The following is a 26,922-nucleotide window of genomic DNA, read 5'->3' on the forward strand; positions in this document are numbered from 1 at the left end:
CTGCAGGTTAGGCAGCCTGATGGTCTGGAGTCACGGGCCGATCCGGCCAAGTGATCCCAGACCAATCCTGGTCAGGGGATCCGCCGGACCACCAGGGTCCGGGCCCCGGTCGGGGTCCGGGTGATCAAGATCGTCGCCGCTTCCGGCCCGCGCGGCTTGAGCTTGCGCCGCAGCAGCGCCGGATCCAGATCGATGCCGCGTTGCTTGATCTCCAGGCTGCCGATCCGGTGCTCCCGGACCCAGGCCCGAAGGACCTTCTCGGTGTACGGCAGCACGTCGATCACCTCGAAGGCGGTCGCGGCCGGGGTGGCGGTGAGCCGGTCGGAGGTCAGGTACGCCAGCTTCTCGTCCAGCAGGGAGGCGTCGAGTTGCCGGCCCAGCGTGCCGATGGCGCGCGCTCTGATCACCGCCCCGAGCGGCTCGTAGACGTAGCGCAGCGGCGGCGACACCGGCAGCTCGACCGGCTCGGCGACGATCCGCAGATCGGGCATGATCAACGCCGACCAGCGCCCCGGAGCGGCGCCGGTGCCGGACCACAGGCCGACCTCGACCGCGTCTCCCCCCGCGCTGATCCACTCGGCCTCGACGTCGTCCTCGATCAACTCGTGCGGCAAGCCTGGTCCGAGCTTGATCGCGGTCGGGCCGGCTCGGCGCAGCAGGGACTGGACCCGGCTCCAGGGCGGGCTGAAGTCCTCCGGGCGCCAGGTCCGGCCGGCCGAGGAACGCCGGGCCGGATCGAGGTAGACCCCGTCGCCGACTCCTAGGTGGACGGGATCGTCGGCGAGGTCGGCGATGATCACTTCGGCCTCGGACGCACCGGGACCGGCGGCCCGGCGAGCAAGATCAAGATTGTGCCGGGCCAGGACCGCGGTCGCCGGGTCGCGCTCGACCGCGGTCACCGCCAGCCCGGCCAGCGCGAACGCCATCGCGTCGGCGCCGATGCCGCAACCCAGGTCGAACACCCGGGTCGCTCCCGCGAGCTCGAACCGCGCGGCATGGTGGGCCGCGACCTCGGCCCGGGTCGCCTGCTGCAGCCCTGCCGGCGTGAGCAACGGTGTCCCGGGGAGCCGATCCAGCAGGTCGCCGAACTTTCCCCGGGCGGTCCGCCACAAGCCGGCCTGGGTCAGCGCGGCGGCGGCCAGTTCGGGCGGGAAGCTCCGCCGAAGAGCCGCAGCCGCAGCCAGGCCGTCGGGATCGGGCTGGGCCAGCGCGAGCTCGATCGCGGCGGTGCCCTCGGCCGTGGTCAGCGCCTCAGCCGTGGCCGGTTCCATGATCAAACTAGTGACACGGCACGGTGATGGTCGACACCGGCAGGCCGGGATCGGCGCCGATGTCGAGGCCGGACGGCTTGAGCCCGCGGCGTACGACTTCGGCTCCGAGGGCGGCGATCATCGCGCCGTTGTCGGTGCACAGTGCCGGTCGCGGGGTCCGCAACGTGATCTTGTTCTCGGCCGCCCGCTCGGCCAGCAGGGCCCGCAGCCGACCGTTGGCCGCCACCCCGCCGCCGATCAGCAGGTCGGTCGCGCCGGTCGCGGCGCAGGCATCCATCGCCTTGGCGCTGAGCACGTCACAGACCGCCTCCTGGAAGCTGGCCGAGACGTCGGCGACCGGCACGTCCAGACCGTCCAACCGGCGCTCCTCGACCCAGCGTGCCACCGCGGTCTTCAGCCCGGAGAAGGAGAAGTCGAAGCGGTGCTTGATCAGATCCTTGTTCGTGCTCAGCCCGCGCGGGAAGGCGATCGCCTTCGGATCCCCGGCGCCGGCGGCGCGGTCGATGTGCGGTCCGCCCGGATAGGGCAGGCCGATCAGCCGGGCCACCTTGTCGTAGGCCTCGCCGGCCGCGTCGTCGATGGTCGAGCCCAGCTCCGTGATCTTGCTCGCCATGTCCTCGACGGTGAGCAGCGAGGTGTGCCCGCCGGACACCAGCAGCGCCACGCACGGGCTGGGCAGCGGACCATGATCAAGAAGGTCGACCGCGACGTGGCCGGCCAGGTGGTTGACCCCGTAGAGCGGCTTGTTCAGCGCGTACGCCAGCGCCTTGGCCGACGCCAGGCCGACCACCAGCGCACCGACCAGCCCCGGCCCGGCCGTGACCGCGATCGCGTCGATCTCGGTCAGGTCGATGTCGGCGGTGGCGCAGGCCCGCTGCAACGTCGGCAACATCGCTTCGAGATGGGCCCGGCTGGCCACCTCCGGCACCACGCCGCCGAAGCGGACGTGCTCCTCGACGCTGGAGGCGACCTCGTTGGCCAGCAGGTCGTGGCCGCGGACGATGCCGACCCCGGTCTCGTCGCAGGAGGTCTCGATGCCGAGGATCAACGGCTCGCTCATGATTCCTTCCCGGCCGCAGCGGGGCGCAGGTCGAGGTCGTACAGCTTCAAGATCAACGCGTGCTTCCCCGGCCCGTAATAGTCGTTCCGGGCGCCGAGTTGCTCGAACCCGGCCCGCTGATAGAGCTCGATCGCCGCCTCGTTGTCGAAGCGGACCTCGGCCAGGATCGACCGGACCCCGGCCTCGCGGACGGCCTCCATCCCCGCCGCCAGCAACCGCCGCCCGACCCCGAGCCGCCGCTGGTCGGCCGCAACCACGATCCGGTGCAGATCCGCCACCTCCCCGGTCACCCGCATCACCACCACCCCCAAAACCTCCGACTTGTCAGAACTGAGTTGTGCCGGGGGGCTACTCATTTCTGACAACTCGGCGGTTGGGCTGTGGATAACGGCTGCGAGGGTGATCCGGCCGGGGGCGGTTAGCTCGTCGCGCCAGGAGATTTCGGACCAGCGTTCGGCGGCGGCGAAGCCGGCCTGCTCCAGGGCCATGATCGCCGGCAGGTCGGCCGGGCCGGCCGGGGTGATCGTGATCATCATCGCGCGCGCCGGACGGTTGCCAGCACCGACTTGGGCCGGGACGGCTCGATCGCGTCCGGGCGACGCAGATAGAGCGGCTCCAGCCCGACATCGGGCAGCCCGGGGCCGGCCGCCGCCAGCACTCCGGCGTCCAAGATCAACTCCTGGCCGGCGACCTGCAGCCGGTCCGGATACAGCCCGGTCGCCGGGCCGAAGGTCGGCAGCCGGGGCACCGTGTCCGGCGAACCAACCTCGGGGTCACCGACCCGCCGGCCGGCGGCGTCGTAGCGGGCCCAGTAGACCTCGCGCCGGCGGGCGTCGGTGGCGATCACGAACTCGGTGTCCGGCCGGGCCAGCTCGACCGCCTGGACGGCGATCGCGTCCAGGCTGCAGACGCCGCGGACCTCGAGGCCGAGCGCGACGCCGAGGGTCCGGGCGGTGACGATGCCCACCCGCAGACCGGTGTACGGGCCCGGCCCGACGCCGGCGATGATCGACCGCTCCCGGCCGGCGTCCCGCAACTCGACCCGGGCCTCGGCGCAGGCTTGGTCGACCAGGACGATCAGCTGCTCGGCGTGCCGCATCGGGTCCGGCGCGACCGCCCGGGCCACGGCCCGGCCGCCCACCGCGACCCCGACCGCGGCGACGGTCGACGTGTCCAGGGCCAGCACCACGGACTCACTCATGATCATCACCCAATCCGCCCAACTCGCCCAAGTCGACCGTGGACCAGCGCGACCCGATGCCGCGCAGCACCACGGTCCGGGTGTCGGTGCCGGGCGGCCGGTGGATGCCGATCTCCAGGCGTTCGGTGGACAGCCGCTCGGCCAGTCCCTCGCCCCACTCGACGACCGTGATCGAGTCGCCGACCCGGGAGTCGAGATCAAGATCATCGAGCTCGTCCTCACCACCGATCCGGTACGCGTCGACGTGCACCAGGTCGGGCCGGCCGGCGGCCGACGGATGGATCCGAGAGATCACGAACGTCGGCGAGATGATCGGCCCGGTGCTCTCCAGGCCCCTGCCGATCCCCTGGCTCAGGGTGGTCTTGCCGGCGCCGAGCTCGCCGGTCGCGATGATCACGTCACCGGCCCGGAGCACCGCGGCCAGCCGCTCACCCAGTCGCTGCATCGCCGGGGCGTCGTCGACCATGATCACCGTCGGCAGCCGCTTGACCAGATAGACGCCGTGTGGCGCGGCCCGGTCGACCCGATAACCCCGGTGCTGCCAGAACTCGACCAGTTCCGGGAACTCGGACCGGGCGAACAGCTCGACCTCACGATGACCGTCCAGCGCGGCCAGCTCCTCCGCCGCCAGGACCATCGCCGACGCGACCCCGTGCCGCTGGAACGCCGGATGCACCGAGACCCGCTGGAAGGCGGCCCGGCCCTCGATCGCGTCGGCGCCGCCGTGGCCGACCAAGATCGCCCCGGCCGGCTTCTGCGCGACCGTCGCGTACACCCCGTACCCCTGGCGCAAGGCGCCCGCCACCGACTCCGGGGTCTCGTCGATCGCCGTCGACGGAGGGTCGAGCGGCGGCCGGGCGCCGAAGGCTGCGTGGATGACCTCGACCATGCCGGCGGCATCCTCGGGGGACGCCGGCCGGAGGTCGAGTTCGGGTACGGATGCGTTCACCAGCGGTCATGGTAGTCGCGCCGGCCGGACTCGCGCTGCTCCGACCCAGGCGCGAGATTTCGGATCAGGCCGGCAGCGGCTTGCGGCTGGTCACGCCGAGCCGGTTCAGCGCGTTCATCGCGGTCGCGACCCAGGCCACGGCGACGTAGGCGTCCTCGCCGAGCACCTTGGTGGCCCGCAGGTAGACCTCGTCGGACACCTCGCGGTGCTCGGGGAGCTCGGTCATCGCCTCGGCCAGCTCGAGCGCGGCCCGCTCCTGTTCGGTGAACAGCTCGGTCTCCCGCCAGACCGGGAGGACGAAGATCCGGCGCGGTTGCTCGCCGGCCTCGATCGCCTCGGCGGAGTGGGTGTCGGTGCAGTAGGCACAGCCGTTGACCTGGGACACCCGGATCCGGACCAGATCGGTCACGGCCCGGCTCAGCCCGGCGTCGGACGCGGCCTTCGACGCCGCCTCGGTGACCCGGACCAGGTGCTTCCGAGCCTCGGGCAGGGCGTCGCTGAGTTGAATGCGGTGCGAGTTCGTCACGCCTCCACCGTAGGCAGCCGCTGGACCAGACTATGGTCCAGTGCTGTGACAGTTCAGTGGTCCAGTGGGACCGACCTGCACCTCGAGCTCGATCCGGAGCAGCCCCGGTCCGGTCCGGCTCTGGCGGAGGCGTTGCGGGGCGCGATCCGGGCCGGGCGACTGGCCGCCGGGCAGTCGGTGCCGTCGACCCGGGCGCTGGCGGCGGACCTCGGCATCGCCCGCGGCACGGTCACCCGGGTGTACGAGCAGCTGCGGATCGAGGGGTTCCTGCAGAGTCGGCAGGGCGCGGCGACGACGGTCGCGGCCCGGGTTCCCGTACCGGATCCGGCGGGGGCGGGTCGCTCCGCTGTCGTACCGACGACGCTGCGGTGGAGCCTGGAGCCGGGGCTGCCGGACGTCAGCGCCTTTCCGCGGCTGGACTGGCTGGCGGCGGGCCGGCGGGCCCTGGCCGAACTGCCGGCCGACGCGCTGGGTCACGGCAGCGATCCGCTCGGCCAGCCGCGACTGCGGGCGGTGCTGGCCGACTATCTCGGCCGGACCCGTGGCGTGCTGGCCGATCCGAGCCGGACGGTGATCTGTGCCGGTTACGCGCACGGGTTGTCCCTGCTGGCGCAGCTGCTGGCGCAACGCGGGCCGTTCGGCTTCGAGGACCCGTCGCTGCAGTTGCACCGGCGGATCGTCACCGGTGCCGGGGTCCGGGTGGTCGGGCTGCCGGTCGACCGGGACGGCGCGCAGGTCAGCGGCAGCGCGGCCGGGGTCGTGGTGGTCACGCCGGCGCATCAGTATCCGCTCGGCCACACACTGTCGCCCGAGCGGCGGGCGGCGCTGGCCGCGGGCGGACCGGCGGTAGTGATCGAGGACGACTACGACGGGGAGTTCCGGTACGACCGGCGGCCGGTCGGCGCGCTGCAGGCGCTGGCTCCGGACCGGGTGGTGTACGCGGGGACGAGCAGCAAGACCCTGGCCCCCGGGCTGAGGCTCGGCTGGCTGGTGCTGCCGCCGAGCCTGGTCGGGCCGATGTCGGCGCTGCTGCGCCGGGCGGAGAGCCGGGTCTCGGTGCTGGATCAGCTGACGCTGGCCGAGCTGATCCGCAGCGGCGGCTACGACCGGCAGGTGCGCCGGATGCGGGCGGTCTATCGGGCCCGGCGGGACCGGGTGCTGGAGCTGGTCCGTCGGCGCGGCGACCCGGTCACGGTGGCGGGAATCGCCGCCGGACTGCACCTGGTGCTCCGGCTGCCGCCCGGCGGACCGACCGAGGCCGAGTTGCGGGCGACCTGCGCCCGGCACGACCTGGCCGTGCAGACCCTGGACCGACACTGGCTGCCGGGCTCACCGGAGCCGCGGCCGACCGGACTGATCATCGGCTACGGCGCCCCCGCGGGCCACGCCTTCGGCCCCGCCCTCCGAGCCCTCGACCGCTCTCTCACCGACCTCTTCTAGCCGAGTTGTCAGAACTGAGTTGTGCCAGGACACAACTCAGTTCTGACAAGTCGGTGTGGATCGAGGTTTCAGCTCCAGGTTTGGGCGCGGTCGGGGCGAGCGGAGCGGCCCTGTTGCCGGGGGTTGCGGGACGGGCGACGATCCGAGTCCGTACGACGGCCGCGGAACGGGCGGGAGCCGGAGCCACCGCGTCGCTTGGCCGGCGGCGGGCTGATCAGCTGCTTGTAGTCCGCCTCACTCACCGGGGCGCCACTCGGCGTCCGGGCTCCGGTCGCCTCGGCCAGCTCCTGATCACCGGGGGTGCCGGCGATCGAGGTGGCCTGGACGCCGGCCTGCCGGGTCAGCCGGTCGAGCTCGCGCCGCTGATGCGGCAGCACGAGCGTGACAACGGCACCGCTGCCGCCCGCCCGGGCGGTCCGCCCGGCGCGGTGCAGATACTCCTTCGGCCCGGCCGGCGGATCGACCTGGAGCACCAGACCGACCTCGTCGACGTGGATGCCGCGGGCCGCGACATCGGTCGCGACCAGCGCGGGGATCCGGCCGTCCTTGAACGCGGCCAGGATCCGGCTCCGCGCACCCTGGGACAGCCCGCCGTGCAGCGCCCCGGCGAGGACACCCTCGGCGCGCAACTGCTCGGCGATCCGGTCGGCGGCGCGCTGGGTGCGAACGAAGACCACGGTCCGCCCCTCACGCGAAGCCAACTCGGCGGTCAGCACGGTCTTGTCCCGCGGCTGGACGTGCACCACGTGATGGCTCATCGTGGTCACGCTGGCCCGGTCCGAGTCGACCTGATGGGTCACCGGATCGGACAGATAGGTCTTGACCAACCGGTCGACGCCGGAATCCAGGGTGGCCGAGAACAGCAGCCGCTGGCCGTCGGCCGGGATCGCGTCGAGCAGGGTCTTCACATCGGGCAGGAAGCCGAGGTCGGCCATGTGGTCGGCCTCGTCCAGCACGATGGTCTCGACCGCGGTCAGGTCGCAGGCGCCCTGGTCGAGCAGGTCGATCATCCGGCCCGGTGTGGCCACGACGATGTCGACGCCCCGCTCGAACGCCCGGCGCTGCGGGCCGTACGGCATTCCGCCGGCGACCAGGGTCACCGAGAGGCCGACCGTACGGGCCAGCGGCGCGAGCGCGTCGGCGACCTGGACGGCGAGTTCGCGGGTCGGCACCACGACCAGGCCACGCGGCAGCGGCGACTTCGTGCCCGAGAGCCGGGCCAGCAGCGGCAGGCCGAAGCCGAGGGTCTTGCCGGAGCCGGTCTGAGCCCGGCCGAGCACATCCCGGCCGGCCAGCGCGTCGGGGATCGTCGCGGCCTGGATCGGGAACGGCTGGGTGATCCCGGAGCCGGCCAGGGCACCGAGCAGCGGCTCGGGCAGGCCGAACGCGGCGAAGCCGGAGTCGGTGGCATCGCCCTCGACGGCCTCGGCCTCGTCGCCGGCCCAGGACATCAGGTCCTGATCCTCGGTCTCGTCGGCCTCCGAGCGGTCGTACGGACGGCTGGGTCGGGTCCGGTCGCCCGCTCCGCGCCGGTCGTCCCCGCGCCGGTCGTTGTCGTGTCGGTTGTCCGGGCGCCGGTCGTCGCTGCGCCGGTCGTCACGGAAGCTGTCGCCCCGAGAGCGATCGTCACGGGAGCGATCGTCGCGGGACTTGTCGCCGGCGGTCATCGACCGATTCCAGGCGCTGCCGGGGAGATCGTCACGCCGATCCTGACGCGGGCGCTCGGTGCGGGGGCGGTCGTCGGCCGCCGGCGCGGTGGCCCGGTCGTCGCGGCGGCGATCGTCCCGGTGCCGGTCGTAGCCGGAGCCGTCCCGACGCGATCGATCGTTGCCGAACTGATCGTCGCGCGACCGATCGGCGCCGAAGCGGTCCTTGCCGGACCGGTCATCGCGGGACCGGTCCCGGCCGAACCGGTCGCCGGCGCGATCCTGCCGCGGCCGGTCGGAGCGGTCGAAGGTGGGGCGCCGGTCGTCGCGGGAGTTGCGATCCTGCCAGGGACGGCGATCCTCCTGGGTACGGCGATCGTCGGACCGGCCGCCGCCCTTCGTGAACCGGCGGCCGTCCCGCGAGCCGTCCCGGCGGTCGGAGTCGTACGGGCGGTCGGTGTCGGAGCGCCGGCCGGAGTCGTACCGGCCGGCGGACTCGTTGCGACGGTTGGTGTCGAATCGACGGTCGGTGTCGCCACGGCGGTTGGAATCGCCACGGTTGTAGTCGCTGCGATTGGAGTTGCTGCGGCGATCGGAATCGTTACGGCGATCGGAGTTGAAGCGGCGGTCGGAATTGAAGCGGCGGTCGGAATTGAAGCGGCGGTCGGAATCGTCACGACGATTGGAATCTTCACGACGATTGGAATCTTCACGACGGTTGGAATCTTCACGACGGTTGGAATCGTCGCGGCGGTCTGAACTGAACCGGCGGTCGGAGTCGTCACGGCGGTTGGAATCGCTGCGGCGGTCGGCGTCGTAGCGGCGGTCGTTGGTTGAGCGGCCGGACGGACGGCGGGTGTCGGTGCCGTTCTGGTCCTGACTCGGACGACGGGCGGGGCGGCGGCCGCGATCGGCCCTTTCCTTGGCGGTCCAGCGGGCCTTCTTGCTTCCGGTGGCTGAATTAGGGCGCGCGCGGGAACCCGCGGCGTTCTTCGGCATCTGAAAATGCTCACTTCTCTGCCCGATAAGGGCGATCGTCTCGGTTCGCTCGCTAACTCGAAACGGACCCGATCGCCGGGTGCGAAGAAGAGAGAACCGGTTGGTCCGCGTCGCGGACTCATGGCCCGAGAGCGGAAATCGTCCCGGGGAGGCCCTCAGACTATCAACCGGGCGGCCCCGAGCACGAATCCGCGGCCCCAGGTCCTGCCAGCACTCCCCTCGTTTCGGACCGTGTGACCCGTCTCCGTGACGCGCCGATCCGTCACATCGGCTGCGACACGCCGCAGAAATCGCCGCCGATGTGACGGATCGGCAGGATTTGGGGGTGGCGTGGTTTGTGGAGGCGTGGGTCGAGGGTTGGGTACGGTCGCGGCGGCCGGAGGCGATGCAGGCGATCGAGGACGGGTGGTTCATCCGGACCGGGTCGGCGAAGGAGGCGTGCCGGTGGGTGCTGACCCGGCCGACGACGGAACGGCTGGCCGAGATCCTGGCCGGGCCGGTGCCGGCGACCGGTTGTGTGAAGTTCGCCGGGGAGCCGCGGGAGTGGATGCCGCGCTTCGGGCCGGGCTGGGACGAGGACGAGCTCGGCTGGTTCATGGCGCTCGACCTCGAACCGACTGCGCCGGCCGCGGTGCCCGATGGGTATCGACTCGAGGTGATCACCGAGCCGGAGTTGATCATGATTCGAATCGTCACCGCCGATGGTGATCTTGCCGCGTCCGGGCAGTGCGGCCTCGCCGGTGATCATGCGGTGCCGGACAAGATCATCACCGAGCCGGACCATCAGCGGCGCGGGCTGGGCCGCGCGGTGATGCGCGAACTACAGAGGCAGGCCCGGGCCGCCGGCGCCCGGACCGCCGTGCTTTCCGCCACCGAGGGCGGCCGGGCCCTGTATCGCCGGCTCGGCTGGCGGGAACTCAGCGGGTTGGTCGGGGCCTACTACCGGCCGGAGGTTTGAGCCGGCTTTCGGGGGGTGCGCTGCGTCTGGTCTGCCCTTCGACAGGCTCAGGGAACGAACCAAGCCTGCGGAGCGCCCCCACCCCAACCCCGACTTGTCAGAACTAGGGGACGCTCTGACGTCCCCTAGTTCTGACAAGTCGGGGTTTCAGATGAAGGGGCGGCGGTCGAGGACCAGGCGGAGTGGGGTCGGGGTCATGATCGAGCCCGGCAAGGCGCGTTGCAGTTCGGCCAGGGCGCAGACCGCGCCGAAGGTCGAGTGCACGTCGTCGAAGGCGGCCGAAGACCGGTAGTCGTCGTCGGTCAGCTTGGCGACAACGCGCTCCAGCAGGACGTCCAGCGCCGTGCCGACCTCGTCGAACCGGTACGCGGTCTGCCGCCGGGCCCGGCTGAGACAGAAGATCAAGTCGATCTCGGCGAAGCCGACCGTGTCCAGCGCGAACCGACCGGCCGACTCGTAGAGCAGGATCAAACAACTGTCGATCAACCGGTCCACCGCCGGCCACGGCTGCCGCAGATAGTCGTAGACGAAGTGATAGTGGAACGAGCCGCCCAGGTTGGCGAAGAAGCCGGGCCACTCGTCGGCCGGCAGCATCCGGTCCCGCCGCCACAGCCCGGTCGCCGGGTCGACCTCGGCGTCGAACCAGTCGAAGTAGGCGGCGAACCAGTCCGGGCCGACCTCGCCGGTGATCGCCAGCGCCGACGCCGCACCGGCCGCGTCGTGCGACGCCGGCCACGGCCGGTCCCAGTCCAGCTCGTCCAGGAACCGGCGAAGTCGATCATGGTCGGCCAGCTCGGCCAGGAACGCGAGCCGGTGCACCGGCCGGGCGTCGAACAGTTCCAGCGCCGCGGTCACATGCGCCGTCGTGTGATAGCGGGAATGGCTGGCGTTGACGAAGACTCCGTCGGGCTGCTGGAAGCTCTGCAGGTTGCGCACCCAGGCGGCCCGCGCCTCCGGGTCGTACGGCAATTCCCCCAACATCGCCAGGATGTTGGCCGCGTCGGCGCACCCGTAGGCGTCGGGCTCACCGCTGTCGTAGCCGTCCCGGCGCAGATGGCGGGTGTAGCGCCCCGGCTCCCCCAGGTTGTAGCCGGCCAGCCAGTCGCGGAGGAAGTCGACGAACTCGGTCAGGTCGTGCCGATACCGGGGCATGCGGATGGAGATCCTCTCGTCGTGATCTTGCTCGTGATCTTGGGTTGGCTACTGCTTGTCCCGCGCCGCGGCGAACTCGGCCTTGATCTTCTGTCCGTCGCCGGAATTCCAGCTCTGCAAGGCCGCCGCAAGATCCTCGACGGTCTTCCGGCCGGTGATCACGCCGTTCTGCAGATCGGTCAAGGTGCGGTTGAACTGATTGCCGGTGCGGGCGTTGGTCTCGGAGTAGAGCCCGATCACCGCACTCCGGGCGTAGCCGGGCTCGGCCTGGACGGCGAAGTCGTGCTTGGCCTGGGTGATCTTGGTCAGCGACCCCTCGTAGGCGACCTTGACCCCGTCCACCAGGTGGTAGTCCAGCGCCTCGGTCACCGGCGTGATCTCGTCGGTGCCGCGCTTGGACAGCACCGGGTTGTCACCCTCGACCGAATGCTGCTCGCCGGCGCTGCCGTACTTGCGGAACAGGAACTCGGCCGAGCCGAACGGTGCGGCCAGGAAGTTCAAGATCTTCAGCAGCTCGACGATCCGGGCCTCGTCGGCCTTGGCCAGCACGGTGAAATTGGTCGATCCGGCCCCGATCGCGTACGTCGGCGTGGCGCCGGCGAAGCCGCGGACGGTGAGGCCGCCGATCACCTCCTGCTCACCCTCGGGCAGGAAGCGGGCCAGCGATCCCCAGGCCGAGTAGCCGTCGGGATGGATGCCGATCTGGCCGCCGACCAGCCGCTGCTTGCCGAGCACGGTGGCGTTGGCGGCGAACGCGTCCGGATGCAGGAAGCCGGCCTTGGCCAGCTCCGCGGTCCAGCTCAGCGCCTGCTGATATTGCTCGGTCTCCTGCCAGCGGACCAGCGTGCCGTCGAGCTCGCCCCACTCGTTCAGCCCGCCCAGCGCCCCGTTGAGATAGGCGATCGGCGGCATGCTCAGCGCGTAGCGGGACTCCTTCGGCGCGGTCAGCGCGGCACAGAGCTCGCGGAACTCCTCCCAGCTCTTCGGATCCGGGTCGAGCCCGCGTTGCCGGAACAGGTCGCTCCGGATGAACGGCACGCCGGACTGGATCGGTCGCGGCACCGGCAGACCGTGGATCCGGTTGTCGAAGATCGTGGTCCGCCACATGTCGGCGCTGAACGTGGCGAGATTGGGATAGTCCTTGATCGCCTCGCCGGCCAGGTGCGGCGTGAGGTCGGCCGCGACCGCGCCGAGCAACTGCGGCAGCTGTGGCTGCGACGGCAGCATCTCGATCAGGTCCGGCAGCTTGCCGCCGCTGACCGTGGTCGACAGCTTGGCCGCGTAGTCGGCCGCCGGCGTGACCTGCAGCTGGAGGTCGACGTTCAGCTGACGGTTCAGCTCGACCAGGTACGTGTTCGCCGGGGCGGGGGTCGGCGACACGGCGTAGCTGCTGAGCAGGGCCGTCACCGCGGCCCCCGAGCCCGGCGGCCCGGTCACCGAGGCGACCGGGTCTGCCGGATAGCCGAAGTAGGCGTCGGGGACACCGGCCGCGGTGCCCTTGAGGTCCGGGGTGGCGCCGTCGTACGGGAGCTGAGCCGGCAGCGCCACCGGGCTGGACGCCGTCCCCGGGCCGCTGTCGACGCCGGAGCCGCAGCCGGCCAACGCGGTCGCGGTCAGACCGGCCGCGGCCAGCCCGGAGGCGGCGCCGAGCAGCGAACGGCGCGAGATCGGTGCACCGGATGTCATCGGTTCCCCCTCGTCGGTGAGTCGTGGCGGCCGCTGGCGTCAGGCCGGTCCACTGTCGGAACCGACAGTAGGAAGCAAGTCGGCGCTCCGGGCAGCGAAATCGCTCAAATCGCTCAGCGAAGACGCCCGGCCGGCCCGGTCGAGGTGCGGACCACCAACACCGGCAGCAGCCGGACGTGCGCGACCGGCGGCGGGTCGAGACCGGCCCGGGTCAGCCGGTGCCGGCGCAGCAACAGCGACACCGCCTCGATCCCCAGCTCGTGCTTGGCCGGCGAGATCGAGGTCAGGGCAAGATCGACTTCCGGGGCGACGATGTCGTCGTAGGCGACCACCGACACGTCCGCCGGCACCCGCAGCCCGGCCGCGCGCAGCCGCGGCACCAGGGCCTGCGCGGTCGAGTCGGTGTGCACGACGATCGCGGTCGCCCGGGTGGTGATCATCGCGTCGACGATCGGAGCCAACGCCGCCGCGGTGCGTTCCGGCGGGGTCAGCAGCGGCGGGGTCAGCTGCGGTAGGTCACGCCGCCGGAGTTGATCAACGAAGTACGTCCGCAACAGCCGACCGGGCGGCGATTCGTCGTGGATGGTGGCCACGATCCGGCGATGCCCGAGGGACTGCAGATGATCAAGACCGAGGCGCATCCCGTAGGCATGATCGGCGATCACCGAGTCCAACCGGAACAGATGATGATCAGCGTCGACGTCGCGACCGCCCAGCACCACCGGCAGCTCCAGCCGGTCCAGCCACGGCGTCGGCTCGGCGGTCTCGGCCTCACTCCGCCACTGCGGCGCGTAGATCATTCCGATACAGCCCGCGGCGACCAGCCGCTCTGCGGCCCGCGCCGCGTCGTCCTGGCTCTCCACCGGCTCGATCAGGAACCGATGATCACGCCGCTCCGCCTCGCGCCGGGCCGCGTGGGCGATCAGGGCCAGATAGCGGTTGTCGGAGTGCATCATGCCGATCGTCGCCGGCCGCGGCGACCGCCGACCGGCCGACTGCGGCAGCAACTCGACCGCGCCGTGCCGCCGGACCAGCCGGCCGCGCCGGTGCAGCGTCTCCGCGTCCCGCCGGACCGTGGCGATGGAGACGTCGAGCTCGGCCGCGAGGTCGGCCAGCCGGGCCGTCCCGGTCCGGGTCAGGCTGCGCAACAGGCGGGCCCGGCGATCCTCGGCGAGGCTCATCAGGGGCGGGCCGGGTCAGGAGCGGGCGATCAACCGGTCGAGCACCTGGTTGAACTCGCTGTGCCGCTCGATGATGCCCAGGTGACCGCAGCGCTCGAGCCGGAGCGACTCCGCGTCCGGCAGCAGCGCGATGATCCGGTCGGTGTGCTCGATCGGCGTGATCACATCGTCGATCCCGCAGATCACGGCCGTCGGGATCTGCCGCAGCACCTTGAACGCCTCGTACTCGTCCAACTCGGCGAAGGCCGGATAGAAGTCGGCCACCACCTCCAGCGGCGTCCGGCCGAGCATCTCGCTGACGAACTCGACCCAGGAGACCGGCGCATCGGGCGAGCCGAACGCCATCCGGCGGGTCACCACGTAGCCGATGTCGGAGCCGGCCTTGCGGCCCTTCTCCACCAGTTCGGGGATCCGGTTCAGGCTGGCCATCAGCGGCTGCGCGATCCGGGAGAACGCCCGCCCGGGCAGCGCCCGGATCGGCGAGTGGTCGGCCATCTCCCCGGCCGAGGTGGAAAACAGCGCGACACCACGGACCCGCGAGCCGAACCATTCCGGATGCTCCCCGGCCAGGTGCATGATCGTCATCGCGCCCATCGAGTGCCCGATCAAGATCACCGGCCGATCCCCGGTCAGCTCGTCCAACACCTGGGCAAGATCATCGGCGAGCCGCGGGATCCGGCACCAGTCCGGATCCGATCGGCCCGAACGGCCGTGCGATCGCTGGTCGTAGAACACCTGGCGAAAGCGGCCGCGGAAATACTTCCGCTGGAAATGCCAGCAGTCGAGGCTGAGCGCGTACCCGTGAACGAAGACCAGCGTCGGCCGATCCGGATCGTCGGTCTCGGGCTCGTCGACCTCGGTGTGCAGCAGGACGCCGTCGGCGGTGGTCAGGATCGGCCCGTCGGACCGCAGCCCGAAGAAGTCCTCCTCGTCCCGCTCGGCACGGTGATAGATCCGCTTGGTGACGAAGCGGCGCTCCAGCTCCAGCCCGGCCGCGATCCCGCCGGCGGCCAGGGCGGCGAAGCCGGCCAGCAGCCCGAGCCCCTCACCGACGCTGATCCGGCCCGGCTTGGCCCGGGCCTCGAGCTCGGCCCGCGGCGGAGTGACCCGCTCGGGCTTCGCCGGCTCCCGCGGTGGGCGGCGACGCGGCGGCGCCATCAGGCCTCACCCCGATAGCGGCGCGGCACCCGCGCCCCGATCCGGGTGACGATCTCGTAGCCGATGGTGCCGCACCAGTCGGCCCAGTCGGCGGCCGTCGGTTCGCCGTCGAACCCGGGGCCGAAGAGCACCGCCTCGTCACCGATCGCCCCGCCGGTCGCGCCGAGGTCGACGACGAACTGGTCCATGCAGATGGTGCCCCGGTTCGGCGCGCGCCGACCGGCCAGGCCGACCTCGACCCGGTTGGTGCCGTGCCGCGGCACCCCGTCGCCGTAGCCCAGCGGCACCAGCCCGACCACGGTCGCCTCGGTGGCGGTCCAGCGGCAGCCGTAGGAGACCGAGGTGCCGGGCTCGATCGCGTGCACTGCTGCCAGTTGGGCGCGCAGGGTCATCGCCGGGGTGAGCGCGATCCCGGCCCGCTCGGCCAGTCCGGGGGCGGGCTCGATGCCGTACGCGGCGATGCCGATCCGGACCAGGTCGAACCGGGCGTTGGGCAGGATCATCGCGGCCGCGGAATTGGCCAGATGCCGCTGCGGCCGAAGCCCGGCCAACTCGGCCTGCTCGTACGCGACGTCGAAGGCCTTCTGCTGGATCGGCACCGACGGATGCCCGGGCTCGTCCGCCGCGGCCAGGTGGGACCAGACCGCGACCACCTCGACCGTGCCGGTCCGCTCGGCCGCCGCCGCGTCGGCGCAGAGCGCGGGCCAGTCGGCGGCATCGCAGCCGTTGCGGGACAACCCGGTGTCGATCTTGAGATGGATCCGCGCGGTCCGCCCGCTCTCGGCCGCCGCGGCCTGCACCCGGGCCAGCTGCCCGACCGACTGGATCGACACGTCGATATCGGCCGCGACCAGGGGCGTCAGGTCCTCCTCGGGCCCGTACAGCCAACACAGCACCCGGCCCTGATCGCCGGATTCGCGCAGTCGCAGAGCCTCGTCCAGGAACGCGGCGCCGAGCCAGTCGGCCCCCGCCGCCCGAGCCGCGCGCGCCACCGGCACCATCCCGTGCCCGTACCCGTCGGCCTTGACCACGACCATCACCGCGGCCGGCGCCACCAGCTCCCGGAGGATGGCGACGTTGGACCGGATCGCCGCCAGATCGATGTCGGCGCTCGCGGTCTGCTGATGCACGGGTCCTTTCTACCGCAGTGGTGACTCGGCCAGTCGGATCTCCCCGGCCGCCGGGTCGACCTCGGCCAGGCAGCCGAGCGGCAGAATCCATTGTGGGTCGGTGTGGCCGAAGTCGAGATTGGTTACCACCGGCAACTCACGAGCGCCGAACTCGTCGCCGATGACGCGGAGCACTGCCTGGTCGAGTTCGCGCTTCTGGTCGTCGGCGTAACCGCAGGCGCGGCCGATCAGGATCGCCGCGGCGCGATCGAAGACACCCTGCATGCCGTAGTTCCGCAGCCAGCGAGCGACCTGGTCCGGGGATGGCGCCTCCTCCGAGGTCTCGAGGGCAAGGATCCGGTCGTCCCAGAAGCTCGGTGCCGGCCAGAACTGCGTGCCCTTGATTTGCTCCAGGGTCTCGAAGCAGCCGCCGAAAAGGCGGCCCCTGGCAGGGTTGCCGCCCTGGAGCCAGTGCCAGCCGTCGTGATCATGAACAGGGCCGATCTCATCGCCCCGCTCCCCGCCGTCCCAGTCAGCCGAGGACCAACGCGGGTACGGGCGGTAGCGGTACTCCGGTTTGCTGTCGAACAGCAGCGCCCGGACATGATCACGCGCCTCCGGGAAGTGATGCTGCTGGGCGAAACCCGCCATCACCGAAGGCCCGAGAAACGTGATCAACCCGAGCTGCTGATAGAAGATCAACTGGGTCGAGGTGTCGGAATAGCCGAGCATGATCTTCGGGTTCCGGCGAGCCACCTCGGGATCGAGATGAGGCAGGATCCGGATCGAATCGCTGCCGCCGATGGTGGTGATGATCGCCGCGATCTCCGGGTCGGCGAACGCCTCGTTCAGGTCAGCGGCCCGCTCGGCCGGGTCGCGCCAGAGCTGGTCGGATCCCAGCCGGGTCGTCGGGTATTCCCGGACCTCGAGACCGTACTCCTCGCGCAAGACGGCGAGGCCGCGTTGATACACCCGCGGAAACGGGACCGCCAAGCCGGCCGAGGTCGCCACCACCGCGACCGTGTCACCTTCCCGCAGCCGACCCGGCTTGAGCGCCATCTGATTCCTCTCCGACTATCGACGAGCCGTCACTTCTGCACCGACACGCCGCGAAAGGTCGTGCATAACTGACGGGTCGGCGAGGTGGGCGATGGTCTCCGGGAGGTGGCGGGCGAGGTCCTGGGGTGGCAGCGGGCCCGGGTGGCGGGTCGCGGTGTAGGCCTGCAGTGAGGCGGCGAGCTGGCCGGCCCGGAAGGCGGGCTGGCCGGCCGCGAGCAGGGTGCCGGCGATCCCGGCGAGCACGTCGCCGGAGCCGGCCTGCGCGGTCCAGGACGGGCCGGGGACCGCGACCAGGACCGGCGTGACGTCGGGGGAGGCGACCAGTTGGGTGGCGCCCTTGAGCAGTACGGTCGCGCCGGTCCGGTCGGCGCCGGCCCGGACCGCGCGGATCGGGTCGGCCTCGACCTCGGCCCGGTCGACCTCGAGCAGCCGGGCCAGTTCGCCGGCGTGCGGGGTGAGCAGCCAGCTCGACGGAAGCCGGTCGGGCAGGCAGCGCAGCCCGTCGGCGTCCACCACCGCCGGAGTGCCGGCGTCGAGCGCGTCCCGGATCAGCCGTTCGCCGCCCTCGCGCCGGCCCCAGCCGGAGCCGAACACGTGTGCCTGCACCCGGCCCGGGGCGAAGACGACGTTCGGCAGCTGGGCGGCGATCAGCTCGGTCGGCTTGTCCTGGCCGAGGTAGCGGATCATCCCGGCACCCGAATACACGGCGCCCAGCGTGGACAGCAGCCCGGCGCCGGGATAGCGGTCCGAGCCGGTGTCCAGGCCGACGACGCCGCGGGCGTACTTGTCCACCAGCCGTCCCGGGTACGGCCACAGGGCGGCGAGCCCGGCGACGTCGAGCGCGCTCAGCTCCGGCCGGGCCGAACGGAAGTCGAGCCCGATGTCGATCACCGTGACTTCGCCCGAGGCCGATCGACCGGGCTCGATCAGGTGACACGGTTTCGGCGCGCCGAAGGTGACCGTGTGCCGGGCCTGGATCGCCCAGTCGCCGGCCGCGCCGGTGTCGGTGTCGTGGCCGGACGGCAGGTCGACGGCGATCACCGGGACGCCGGCGCCGGTCAGCCGGCCGGCCAGCTCGGCCACCGGAGCGGGCAGCCCCGGCCGGCCGCCGATGCCGAGGATGCCGTCGATCACCAGATCCCAGCGTTGGTCGGAGCCGGCCAGGATCTGATCTTCCAGGCCGACCAGCCGACCGCCGGCCGACTCCAGCGCCGCCAGGCCGGCCGGATGCGGCGTGCCGAGACACCGGACGGCGAGCACCCGGACGCCGCGGCGAGCCAGCCCGGCTCCGGCGTACAGGGCATCACCGCCGTTGTTGCCGCCGCCGACCAAGATCAACACCGAGCCGCCGTACGCCCGGTCCCGGAGCTTGATCAACTCCCGTCGCGCGACCGCCGCCACTCCGGCCGCCGCCCGCCGCATCAGCGGCTCGGCACCGATCCGGGCGATCTCCGCATCCTCGACCTCGCGGACCGTCGCGGTGCGGTAGGCGCGTTGCTCCATGATCAGCAGGCTAGCCCCACCCCGAGCCGCCCACGAGCACCCCACCTCGCCGCCACCGGTCCCGCCCCTCCGAGGGGAGGGGCGACGGCCGGCAGCTGCGTCATTCTCCGCACGCGACGGCTCGTGGAGCACCCTCCCGCTGAGGCGTCCGAACTCGACACTGGTAGAGAAATCCCCCCGAATCCCGACCGGAAGCGTACGAAAGTCGACACAGGTAGAGAAACGCACGCCCAACCCGCGACCGGCCGTACGAAAGTCGACACAGGTAGAGAAACGCACGCCCAACCCGCGACCGGGCCGCGCGAAAGTCGACACAGGTAGAGAAATGCACCGGCCGGCCGGCTGGAGGGGCCGCCCTGCGGCACTGAAACGCCTGGCACCCGGCCCGCTGGAGCGGGTCGGGTGGCAGGGGTCACGGCAGCGACAGGGTGGCGGTCACCGGGTCGGGTCCCGGCGGTAGAGGTGGCGGGACCAGACGAAGCCGACGATCGAGATGAGCAGGCACCAGGCGACCGCCAGCATGCCGTTGAGCCCGATCGGGGTGCCGAAGAGCAGGCCGCGGAGGGTCTCCATGATCGGCGTGAACGGCTGGTAGTCGGCGAACACCTTGAGCGCGAACGGCATCGAGTCGGTCGGCACGAAGCCGCTGCCCAGGAACGGCAGCAGGGTCAGCGGCATCGGCAGGTTGCTGGCCGACTCGACGGTCTTGGCGACCAGGCCGAGGGCGACGCAGAGCCAGGTCAGGGCGAAGCCGATCATGACGATCACGCCGACGACGCCGAGCCACTGCAGCGGTCCGGCCGAGGACCGGAAGCCGATCAGCAGGGCCACGCCGATCACCACGGCGGTGATCAACAGAGTCTGGACGACGCCGCCGATGACGTGCGAGGCGAGCACCGAGGGGCGGAAGATCGCCATCGTCCGGAACCGGGCGATGATGCCTTCGGTCATGTCCATCGCGGCCGACACCGCGACCCCATTGGCACTGGCGGCGACCCCCATCACCAGGATCCCGGGGACCACGTAGTTGATGTAGTCGGCACGGCTGCCGCCGATGCCGGCGCCCAGGGTGCCGCCGAAGACGTACACGAAGAGCAGCATGAAGATGATCGGCATTCCGACCAGGATCAGGGTCATGCCCGGATAGCGGAGGATGTGCAGCAGTTTGCGCCGGGCCAGGGACAGGGTGTCGGCGGCTGCATAGCGGAGCGTACTCATCGCACTGGTTCCTTCTCGGTCGTGATCATGGATTCGTGAGGTTGGCCCGTCAGGGCCAGGAAGACGTCGTCCAGGTCAGGCGTGTGTACGGTCAGCTCGGCGACCTCGATCGCCTCCCGGTCCAGCCGCTCGATCACCGAGCGCAGCGAGGAGACCCCGCCGTCGCTGGGCACCTGGAGGGTCAACGCCTCGAGGTTCGGCACCGAGCCGGCCAGCGCGACCGTGGCCGCGCCGAGGGCTTCGGCGTCGTGGAACCGCAGGTTGAGGTGACCGCCGGACACCCGGCGCTTCAGTTCGGCGGCGGTGCCCTCCGCGATCAACCGGCCATGATCAAGGACGGCGATCCGGTCGGCCAGCTCGTCGGCCTCCTCCAGATACTGCGTGGTGAGCAAGATCGTCACGCCGCCGGCGACCAGCTCGCGGATGATCTGCCACATGGTCCGGCGGCTGCGCGGATCGAGGCCGGTGGTCGGCTCGTCCAGGAAGATGATCTTGGGATCACCGACCAGGGTCATCGCGAGATCCAGCCGGCGCCGCATCCCACCGGAGTAGGTCGCGGCCAGCTTCTTGCCGGCCTCGACCAGGTCGAACTGCTCCAGCAGCCGGGCCACCCGCTGCTCGTTCTCGGCCCGGCTCAGGTGGTGCAGCCGGCCCATCAGGCTCAGATTCTCCGCGCCGGTGAGCAGGCCGTCGACGGCGGAGAACTGACCGGTGACGCCGATCGCGGCGCGGACCGCGTCAGGATCCTCGTGACTGTCGTGCCCGGCCACCCGGACCCGGCCGGCGTCGGCCGTGATCAAGGTGGACAGGATGTTGACGGTGGTGGTCTTGCCCGCGCCGTTCGGCCCGAGCAGGGCGAAGATCGTGCCGGTGGCGACCCGGAGGTCGACGCCGTCGAGCACGACCTGGTCGCCGTAACTGCGGCGGAGGCCGACGGCCTCGATGGCCATGGACATGGCTGTCCCTTTCCCTGGAGAGGTGGTGTGGTGTTGGGTGACGCTGGGTGGGCAGGCTCGACAGACCGGAGGGCGCCCACGGTCCCTCGGCTCGGTTGGTGTTGGTGTGCCGGCTAGCTCAGCGGCGGAGTCAGATGTCGAGGTCCTCGACCAGTGGCTCCTGATCCGCGTTCTTGATCAACTCGTACAGCTTGGGCGGGACCTTGTCCTTGAGGTCCTCGACATGATCGACGACGTCGAGCGTCGCCTCGCCCTGGGTGTAGCTCCAGCTCTGGTTGGCGCTGAGGTTGCCGACCCAGGCGCGCCAGCCCTGGCTCCATTTCTCGGCGTTGTCCGACTGGTCCTTCCATTCCGGCGAGCGGTCGACGTGCAGCACGAACTTGCCGGTGCGGCTGCGATAGATCCGGTACGTCTCCATCCGGCTCATCGTCGTGTTGGCCCACTCGGCCAGCAGCACGCCGGAGAACCGGACCTTACGGCCGACCCCGACGCCGACCTTGACGACGATCTCCTCGAAGCCCTCCTGGCGCCCCTCCTCCAGCTCGACGTACTGTCGGAGGGCGGTGGTGATCGCCGCGGACAAACTGCCCCCGGCCAGCTCCTGAGCCTTGGCGAACAGTTCCTGATCGCTGTCGGACACGTAGATCGTCTTGTTCGGCATACGCAGAACTATACATATACATATGCGTACCTGCAACAGGTCCGGGAAGCCGGGCGAATCCTTGACTTTCGTCAGGGGTACGGCTGCCGTTCGACAGATGTGCCGTCCCCGGCCGGGCCGCCATTCTCGATTCATGTCCTCCACCTATCCCCACCCGATGGCCCGGGTCTGGACCGGCCTCGCGCTCGCGGTCGCGGTCCTGCTGACGGCCGCGATCACGCTGCCGCCGGCCGTGGCCGAGAGTTCCGCCGCCGGTCCCGGCGACCCGGTGCCGTTCACCCTGGCCGCGCCGACCGGCCCGGAGCAGATCGGGACCTTCGAGCTGCACCTGATCGACACCGAACGACCTGACCCCTGGGCCGACGGCGGCGGGCCGCGGGAGTTGATGATCAGCCTCTGGTATCCGGCCCGGCACGACCCGGCCGCGCCGCCGACCCCGTACCTGCCCGCCCGGGTCGCGTCCTTCTACAACCAGACCAGCGCCGAGCTCGGCATCGTCAAGGACGCGGTCGACTTCGCCGGCGCGACCACGCACGCCCAGACCCGGGCCGCGGTCGCCGGCGCCGAGCCGCGCCCGGTCGTCCTCTACTCCCCCGGCGGCGGCCGGCCCCGCTTCCTCGGCACCCAACAGGTCGAGGACCTGGTCAGCCGGGGCTATGTCGTGGTCACCGTGGACAGCACCTATCAGGCCCCGGTGGAGTTCCCGGACGGGTTGACGATGCCGGCCCGCGGGGTCGACCTGAAGCAGGCCCTGGCCGAACGGGTCCGCGACCTCAGCTTCGTCCTTGATCAACTGGAGTTGCTGCAGGCCGGCGCGAATCCCGATGTCGACGGCCGAGACCTGCCGGCCGGGATCGGGGCGACGCTCGACCTGTCCCGGGTCGGCATGTTCGGCCACTCGATGGGCGGCTTCGCCGCGGCCGAGACCATGATCACCGACGACCGGATCGACGCCGGAGTCAACCTGGACGGCAGCATGGGCCGGAAGTATCAGGGCCGGCCGGACGCGACCCTGGACCGGCCGTTCCTGTTGATGGGCGGCGGCACCGACGGCGAGTCGGACCGCCCGCACACCCATCGCGGCGCGCCGGACTGGGCTGACTACTGGGGCCGGTTCACCGGCTGGAAGCGTGATCTCTACCTACCGGCCGCGGAGCACATGAGCTTCACCGACCTGCAGACCCTGCTGCCGGAGGTGGGCACCGAGCTCGACCTTGATCAGGAAGCGGTACGGGCAGCGATCGGGACGGTCGACCCGGCCGCCGGGCTCGCGGTCCAGCGGGCCTATCTGGCGGCGTTCTTCGATCAGCACCTGAACGATCGGCCGCAGCCGATCCTGGACACCGTCCCCGCCGAGCACCGGATCGCGGAGCTGATCTCATGATCACCTTGACCGGACTGACCAAGCGGTACGGCCGGACGACGGCGGTCGACGAGCTGACGGTGAGCGTTCGTCCCGGCGTCGTCACCGGCTTCCTCGGGCCGAACGGAGCCGGGAAGTCCACCACGATGCGGATGATCGTCGGCCTGGATCGGCCGACGGCCGGCACGGCGTTGATCGACGGCCGCCCGTACCCCGCGCTCCGGGATCCGTTGCGCGAGGTCGGCGCCCTGCTGGACACGACCGTGGCCCATCCGGGCCGCACCGCCACGGCGCATCTGGCCGCGATCGCCGCGGCCGGCCGGATCCCGCGACGGCGGGTCGCGGAGGTGCTGGAACTGGTCGGCCTGACCGCGGTCGCCGGCCGACGGACCCGCGACTTCTCGCTCGGGATGACCCAGCGGCTGGGCATCGCCGCGGCGCTGCTCGGCGACCCGCCGGTGCTGCTCTTCGACGAGCCGGTGAACGGCCTCGATCCGGACGGGGTGCGCTGGATCCGCGGCCTGATCAGGTCGCTGGCGGCCGAGGGCCGGACGGTGCTGGTCTCCAGTCACCTGATGAGCGAGATGGAGGACACGGCCGATCAGCTGATCGTGCTCGGCCGCGGCCGGCTGATCGCCGACGCGCCGCTGCCGGCGGTGATCGCGGCCGCCTCGCGGAACGCGATCCGGGTCCGGACGCCGGAGCCCGGGCGGTTCGCCGCCGCGCTGCGGGACACCGGCTGGGCGGTCGAGATCAGGTCGGACCACGAGCTGCTGATCAGCGGCGCCACGCTGGTCGAGCTGGGCGACCTCGCGTTCCGGCACCAGGTCCGGCTGCACGAGCTGGCGACCCGGTCCGCCTCGCTCGAGGAGGCCTATCTCGAGCTCACCGGCGACTCCGTCGACTACCGCGCCGAACCCGTCCCCTCGTCCGAGCAGGAGCCACGCCGATGACCATGATCACTTCCCTTCGAGCAGCCGGACCGCAGGTCGTCGCCGCCGGCCGGGCCGAATGGATCAAGCTGCGCAGCCTCCGCTTCACCCGGTTCGCGGTGCTCGCCTCGATCCTATTGATGATCTTGTTCTCGATGGCCCTGTCCGCCTCGATCGCCGCCAGCGCGGCCAACGGGTACGACATCACCGCCTCGGCCGCGAGCATCGCGGCCAGCGCGACGACGGTCGGCCAGCTGCCGCTGCTGATGATCACGATCACCGTGATCACCACCGAATACGGCAGCCAGGCGATCCGGCTGACGCTGCGCGGCACGCCGCTGCGCGGTCAGCTGCTGCTGGCCAAGACCGCGGTCACGGCGGTCGTCGCCTTCGTCACCGGGGTGCTGCTCGCCGCGGCCGGGATGATCACCGCGACCGCGATCCTCGGCGGCACCAACACCGCGACCGCCGGCGAGGTGGTCCGCTCGGCGCTCGGCATCGGCGGCTATCTGGCGCTGGTCGGCATCCTGATGGTGGGCGTGGGCGCGATCACGCGGAGCACGATCGTCTCCATCCTGGTGGCGCTGTTGCTGCTGCTCGCGGTGCCGGTGCTGACCCAGGTCTCCGCCGCGGACTGGCTGCAGACGGTGCGGACGTATCTGCCGAGCACGGCGGGCGCGATCATGATGAGCCCGGACGGCGGCGATTACGGAGCCGGGGTGGCGGTGGCGATCCTGGCGGTCTGGGCCGCGCTGGCCCAGCTCGGCGGCTACGTCCTGCTCTGGCTCCGGGATGCCTGATCATCGGCGGGTCAGCCCGGCCTCGTAGCCGAGCAGGGCGGCCTGGACCCGGTTGGCCACCTCGAGCTTGATCAGGATCGCGCTGACGTGGGCCTTGACCGTGCCCTCGACCAGGTGCAGCCGCCGGCCGATCTCGGCGTTGGACGACCCGTCGCTGAGCAGGGCCAGCACCTCCCGCTCCCGGCGGGTCAGCCGGCCCACCCGGTCCGCGGCCGCCCGGCCATCCCCGGCCGTGCTCCGGAATCGGGCGATCACCCGCTCGGCGACCCGCGGCGACAGGTAGGCCGCCCCGTCGGCGGCAGCGTGCACGGCCATGATCAACTCCCGCGGGTCGGACGCCTTGAGCACGAAGCCGACGACGCCCGCGGTCAACGCCCGACGGATGTTGTCGTCGGCGCCGAAGGTGGTCAGCACGACGATCTTGGTCTCCGGCACCTGCCGGGCGATCTCGACGGCGGCCGAGATCCCGTCCAGGTCGGGCAACTGCAGATCCAGCAGCAACACCTGCGGCCGGTGCCGCCGGGTCTGCTCGATCGCTCCGTGGCCGTCCGCCACCTCCGCCACCACCGCGATCCGCGGATCGGTGTCCAGCACAGCCCGGACACCGGCCCGGATCAACGCCTCGTCGTCCGCGATCAGCACCCGGACCCGGCCGGCGTCAGCGACCTGATCGGCGCCGATCATCGGGCTGCCGCCGGGAGCAGGTGGTCCTTGGCCGCGAGCCGTTCGTCACCACCGGCGAAGCAGAGCCGAAACATCGCCGCGCTGAAGTCGAACACCGACGAGCGGGCCTGATAGAACTCGCACCGGCTTTCGGCCGGGGCCGGCGGCACGGCCAGGATCGGCGGCGGCCCCGGCTGGCTCCGCTCAGGCAGGATCGCCGCCAGCTCGGCCCGCGACCGGCCCAGCTCGAGCTCGCCGAACCGCTGCGGCGCCAGCGCGGTCTGGGCGACCGTGACGGCGTGCACGCCGAACAGGGTGGCCGCCAATCCGACGCCCAGCACGGCCGGCAACAGTGCGGTCACGATCCGGCGCCGCCGGTGCCGGCGACGACTCTCCGCCAGCAGCGGTGATGCCTCCGGCAGCTCGCCGGGACGACCGGGCCGACCGCCCCGCGGGATCGTCGCCGTCACCCGAAATCCGTCCCCGTCCCGGTCCGCGAGCAGCCGGCCCCCGATCAGCCGGAGCCGCTCGTCCAGCCCGATCAACCCCTGACCGGCCGGACCGTCGACCTCGGCGGCCGCCGGGCCGGGGCGGCTCGTACCGGCAGAGTTGATCATCTCGATCCGGATCGGGTCCGTGTCGTCGATCCGCACCTCGATCCGGCTGCCGGGCGCGTGCTTGACGGCGTTGGTGATCGCCTCCTGCACGACCCGTCCGGCGGTCCGGACGACATCGGCCGACCAGCCCGCGACGGCGTCGGCTGTTCCGCTGAAGTCGATCATGACCCCGGCTTCGCGGGCCCGCCGGACCAGCTCGGGGATCTCGACCGGCGCGCCCGGATCGGCCGCCTCCGGTCCGTCACCGAGCAGGCCGAGGATCGCGTGCAGCCGTTCGGTGGCCGCGGTCGCTCCCTGGCGGACCGCGGCGGCCGCGGCCCGGTGCTCCGCCGAGCTGTCGGCGGCGAGCTCCAGGGCTCCGGAGTGCAGCGCGATCAGGGCCAGCTCGTGACCGAGTGAGTCGTGCATGTCCCGGGCGATCCGGGCCCGCTCGTTCTGCCGGGCCTGCCGGTCGATCAGCCGCTGCTCCCGGGCCCGCTGCTCCAGCCGCTGCCGCCGGCTCCGACCGAGCCACCACGGCAGGACCACGGCCAGCAGCATGATCAACGGGATCGACAACACCCGGGACCCGAAGCCGGCCGGGTCCCGTACCGTCTCGATGATCAACGCGGCGCCGGCGCTGCCGATCATGATCACCACGGCCACCGGCAGCGACCTCGACCAGCGGCCGGCCAGCCAGGCCAGGGTGACGCCGACGGGCAGCACCAGCACCGCGGACGACCCGATCAGGCTGATCGCGGCGAGGGCGCCGGCCGCCAGCAGGGCGACCGCCCAACCCGGCTCGGCCCAACTCCGACGCATCAGCCGCATCCCG

General features: G+C 71.6%; 25 protein-coding genes. 6 read left to right on the plus strand and 19 right to left on the minus strand.

The features are described from left to right. Positions 1 to 71: 71 nt before the first annotated feature. The 6 genes from FNH24_RS14990 to FNH24_RS15015 all read right to left on the minus strand — a co-directional run bounded on the left by FNH24_RS14990 (position 72) and on the right by FNH24_RS15015 (position 5,007). Positions 72 to 1,271 (minus strand): THUMP-like domain-containing protein, encoded by a 1,200-nt coding sequence (locus FNH24_RS14990; RefSeq protein ID WP_152363000.1) that lies wholly within the window; start codon positions 1,269 to 1,271, stop codon positions 72 to 74. A 7-nt stretch (positions 1,272 to 1,278) separates the two neighbouring features. Beyond that, positions 1,279 to 2,331, minus strand: coding sequence for a tRNA (adenosine(37)-N6)-threonylcarbamoyltransferase complex transferase subunit TsaD (gene tsaD / locus FNH24_RS14995; RefSeq protein ID WP_152363001.1), 1,053 nt, complete (start codon positions 2,329 to 2,331; stop codon positions 1,279 to 1,281). After that, complete coding sequence (locus tag FNH24_RS15000) at positions 2,328 to 2,867, minus strand: GNAT family N-acetyltransferase (RefSeq protein ID WP_152363002.1); 540 nt, start codon at positions 2,865 to 2,867, stop codon at positions 2,328 to 2,330. Before FNH24_RS15000 ends, tsaD begins: the two co-directional genes overlap by 4 nt. Further along, the gene (gene tsaB, locus FNH24_RS15005; protein ID WP_246186909.1) at positions 2,864 to 3,538 is read right to left on the minus strand and encodes a tRNA (adenosine(37)-N6)-threonylcarbamoyltransferase complex dimerization subunit type 1 TsaB; all 675 of its coding nucleotides are present in this window, start codon (positions 3,536 to 3,538) and stop codon (positions 2,864 to 2,866) included. Before tsaB ends, FNH24_RS15000 begins: the two co-directional genes overlap by 4 nt. Continuing rightward, on the minus strand, positions 3,525 to 4,481 hold the full coding sequence (gene tsaE / locus FNH24_RS15010) for a tRNA (adenosine(37)-N6)-threonylcarbamoyltransferase complex ATPase subunit type 1 TsaE (RefSeq protein ID WP_246186910.1): 957 nt from the start codon (positions 4,479 to 4,481) through the stop codon (positions 3,525 to 3,527). Before tsaE ends, tsaB begins: the two co-directional genes overlap by 14 nt. 64 nt (positions 4,482 to 4,545) lie before the next feature. Then, positions 4,546 to 5,007, minus strand: coding sequence for a carboxymuconolactone decarboxylase family protein (locus tag FNH24_RS15015; RefSeq protein ID WP_152363003.1), 462 nt, complete (start codon positions 5,005 to 5,007; stop codon positions 4,546 to 4,548). Positions 5,008 to 5,052: 45 nt separating this feature from the next. Here FNH24_RS15015 and pdxR point away from each other — a divergent pair, with 45 nt between their 5' ends. After that, positions 5,053 to 6,447 carry a MocR-like pyridoxine biosynthesis transcription factor PdxR gene (gene pdxR / locus FNH24_RS15020; RefSeq protein WP_152363004.1) on the plus strand — a complete coding sequence of 465 codons (1,395 nt, stop codon included), beginning with the start codon at positions 5,053 to 5,055 and terminating at the stop codon, positions 6,445 to 6,447. Between the two features lie 68 nt (positions 6,448 to 6,515). Here pdxR and FNH24_RS15025 read toward each other — a convergent pair whose 3' ends face one another. Next, positions 6,516 to 7,898 (minus strand): DEAD/DEAH box helicase, encoded by a 1,383-nt coding sequence (locus FNH24_RS15025; protein ID WP_170304504.1) that lies wholly within the window; start codon positions 7,896 to 7,898, stop codon positions 6,516 to 6,518. Between the two features lie 105 nt (positions 7,899 to 8,003). On the opposite strand from FNH24_RS15025, the gene FNH24_RS15030 reads away from it, so the two are divergent. Together FNH24_RS15030 and FNH24_RS15035 are read left to right on the plus strand one after the other, a co-directional pair. Further along, the gene (locus FNH24_RS15030; RefSeq protein WP_170304505.1) at positions 8,004 to 8,852 is read left to right on the plus strand and encodes a hypothetical protein; all 849 of its coding nucleotides are present in this window, start codon (positions 8,004 to 8,006) and stop codon (positions 8,850 to 8,852) included. Between the two features lie 565 nt (positions 8,853 to 9,417). Further along, positions 9,418 to 10,050: a GNAT family N-acetyltransferase gene (locus FNH24_RS15035; RefSeq protein ID WP_152363007.1), complete on the plus strand. Its 633-nt coding sequence runs from the start codon at positions 9,418 to 9,420 to the stop codon at positions 10,048 to 10,050. Positions 10,051 to 10,197: 147 nt separating this feature from the next. Here the strand turns inward: FNH24_RS15035 and FNH24_RS15040 are convergent, their stop codons facing one another. From FNH24_RS15040 to FNH24_RS15085, 10 genes are all read right to left on the minus strand, one after another. Then, complete coding sequence (locus tag FNH24_RS15040) at positions 10,198 to 11,202, minus strand: prenyltransferase/squalene oxidase repeat-containing protein (protein ID WP_152363008.1); 1,005 nt, start codon at positions 11,200 to 11,202, stop codon at positions 10,198 to 10,200. Between the two features lie 48 nt (positions 11,203 to 11,250). Continuing rightward, entirely contained in the window at positions 11,251 to 12,888 is a 1,638-nt protein-coding gene (locus FNH24_RS15045; protein ID WP_152363009.1) for an extracellular solute-binding protein, read from the minus strand. Between the two features lie 113 nt (positions 12,889 to 13,001). Beyond that, the gene (locus FNH24_RS15050) at positions 13,002 to 14,069 is read right to left on the minus strand and encodes a LacI family DNA-binding transcriptional regulator (RefSeq protein ID WP_152363010.1); all 1,068 of its coding nucleotides are present in this window, start codon (positions 14,067 to 14,069) and stop codon (positions 13,002 to 13,004) included. A gap of 15 nt (positions 14,070 to 14,084) precedes the next feature. Further along, complete coding sequence (locus tag FNH24_RS15055; protein WP_152363011.1) at positions 14,085 to 15,227, minus strand: alpha/beta fold hydrolase; 1,143 nt, start codon at positions 15,225 to 15,227, stop codon at positions 14,085 to 14,087. Beyond that, positions 15,227 to 16,357, minus strand: coding sequence for an alanine racemase (alr, locus tag FNH24_RS15060; RefSeq protein ID WP_152363012.1), 1,131 nt, complete (start codon positions 16,355 to 16,357; stop codon positions 15,227 to 15,229). Before alr ends, FNH24_RS15055 begins: the two co-directional genes overlap by 1 nt. 9 nt (positions 16,358 to 16,366) lie before the next feature. Then, positions 16,367 to 17,395 (minus strand): S66 family peptidase, encoded by a 1,029-nt coding sequence (locus tag FNH24_RS15065; protein ID WP_152363013.1) that lies wholly within the window; start codon positions 17,393 to 17,395, stop codon positions 16,367 to 16,369. Positions 17,396 to 17,410: 15 nt separating this feature from the next. After that, positions 17,411 to 18,898 (minus strand): bifunctional ADP-dependent NAD(P)H-hydrate dehydratase/NAD(P)H-hydrate epimerase, encoded by a 1,488-nt coding sequence (locus FNH24_RS15070; protein WP_152363014.1) that lies wholly within the window; start codon positions 18,896 to 18,898, stop codon positions 17,411 to 17,413. Positions 18,899 to 19,333: 435 nt separating this feature from the next. Beyond that, complete coding sequence (locus FNH24_RS15075; protein WP_152363015.1) at positions 19,334 to 20,116, minus strand: ABC transporter permease; 783 nt, start codon at positions 20,114 to 20,116, stop codon at positions 19,334 to 19,336. Next, positions 20,113 to 21,072, minus strand: coding sequence for an ATP-binding cassette domain-containing protein (locus FNH24_RS15080; RefSeq protein ID WP_152363016.1), 960 nt, complete (start codon positions 21,070 to 21,072; stop codon positions 20,113 to 20,115). Before FNH24_RS15080 ends, FNH24_RS15075 begins: the two co-directional genes overlap by 4 nt. A 130-nt stretch (positions 21,073 to 21,202) precedes the next feature. Further along, on the minus strand, positions 21,203 to 21,733 hold the full coding sequence (locus FNH24_RS15085) for an EXLDI protein (RefSeq protein ID WP_152363017.1): 531 nt from the start codon (positions 21,731 to 21,733) through the stop codon (positions 21,203 to 21,205). Between the two features lie 133 nt (positions 21,734 to 21,866). Between FNH24_RS15085 and FNH24_RS15090 the strand changes: the two genes are divergently transcribed. The 3 genes from FNH24_RS15090 to FNH24_RS15100 are packed head-to-tail and all read left to right on the plus strand — an operon-like array spanning position 21,867 to position 24,828. Then, on the plus strand, positions 21,867 to 23,117 hold the full coding sequence (locus tag FNH24_RS15090; RefSeq protein WP_152363018.1) for an alpha/beta hydrolase family protein: 1,251 nt from the start codon (positions 21,867 to 21,869) through the stop codon (positions 23,115 to 23,117). After that, the gene (locus FNH24_RS15095; protein WP_152363019.1) at positions 23,114 to 24,049 is read left to right on the plus strand and encodes an ABC transporter ATP-binding protein; all 936 of its coding nucleotides are present in this window, start codon (positions 23,114 to 23,116) and stop codon (positions 24,047 to 24,049) included. Before FNH24_RS15090 ends, FNH24_RS15095 begins: the two co-directional genes overlap by 4 nt. Then, on the plus strand, positions 24,046 to 24,828 hold the full coding sequence (locus FNH24_RS15100; protein ID WP_152363020.1) for an ABC transporter permease: 783 nt from the start codon (positions 24,046 to 24,048) through the stop codon (positions 24,826 to 24,828). The genes FNH24_RS15095 and FNH24_RS15100 overlap by 4 nt, the downstream gene beginning before the upstream one ends. On the opposite strand, the gene FNH24_RS15105 is transcribed toward FNH24_RS15100, so the two are convergent. Both FNH24_RS15105 and FNH24_RS15110 read right to left on the minus strand, forming a co-directional pair. Next, complete coding sequence (locus tag FNH24_RS15105; protein ID WP_152363021.1) at positions 24,829 to 25,512, minus strand: response regulator; 684 nt, start codon at positions 25,510 to 25,512, stop codon at positions 24,829 to 24,831. After that, positions 25,509 to 26,918 carry a sensor histidine kinase gene (locus FNH24_RS15110; RefSeq protein ID WP_152363022.1) on the minus strand — a complete coding sequence of 470 codons (1,410 nt, stop codon included), beginning with the start codon at positions 26,916 to 26,918 and terminating at the stop codon, positions 25,509 to 25,511. Before FNH24_RS15110 ends, FNH24_RS15105 begins: the two co-directional genes overlap by 4 nt. Positions 26,919 to 26,922 lie beyond the last annotated feature (4 nt).

The sequence above is a fragment of the Microlunatus speluncae genome, from assembly GCF_009299835.1.
Taxonomy (GTDB): Bacteria; Actinomycetota; Actinomycetes; order Propionibacteriales; family Propionibacteriaceae; genus Microlunatus; species Microlunatus speluncae.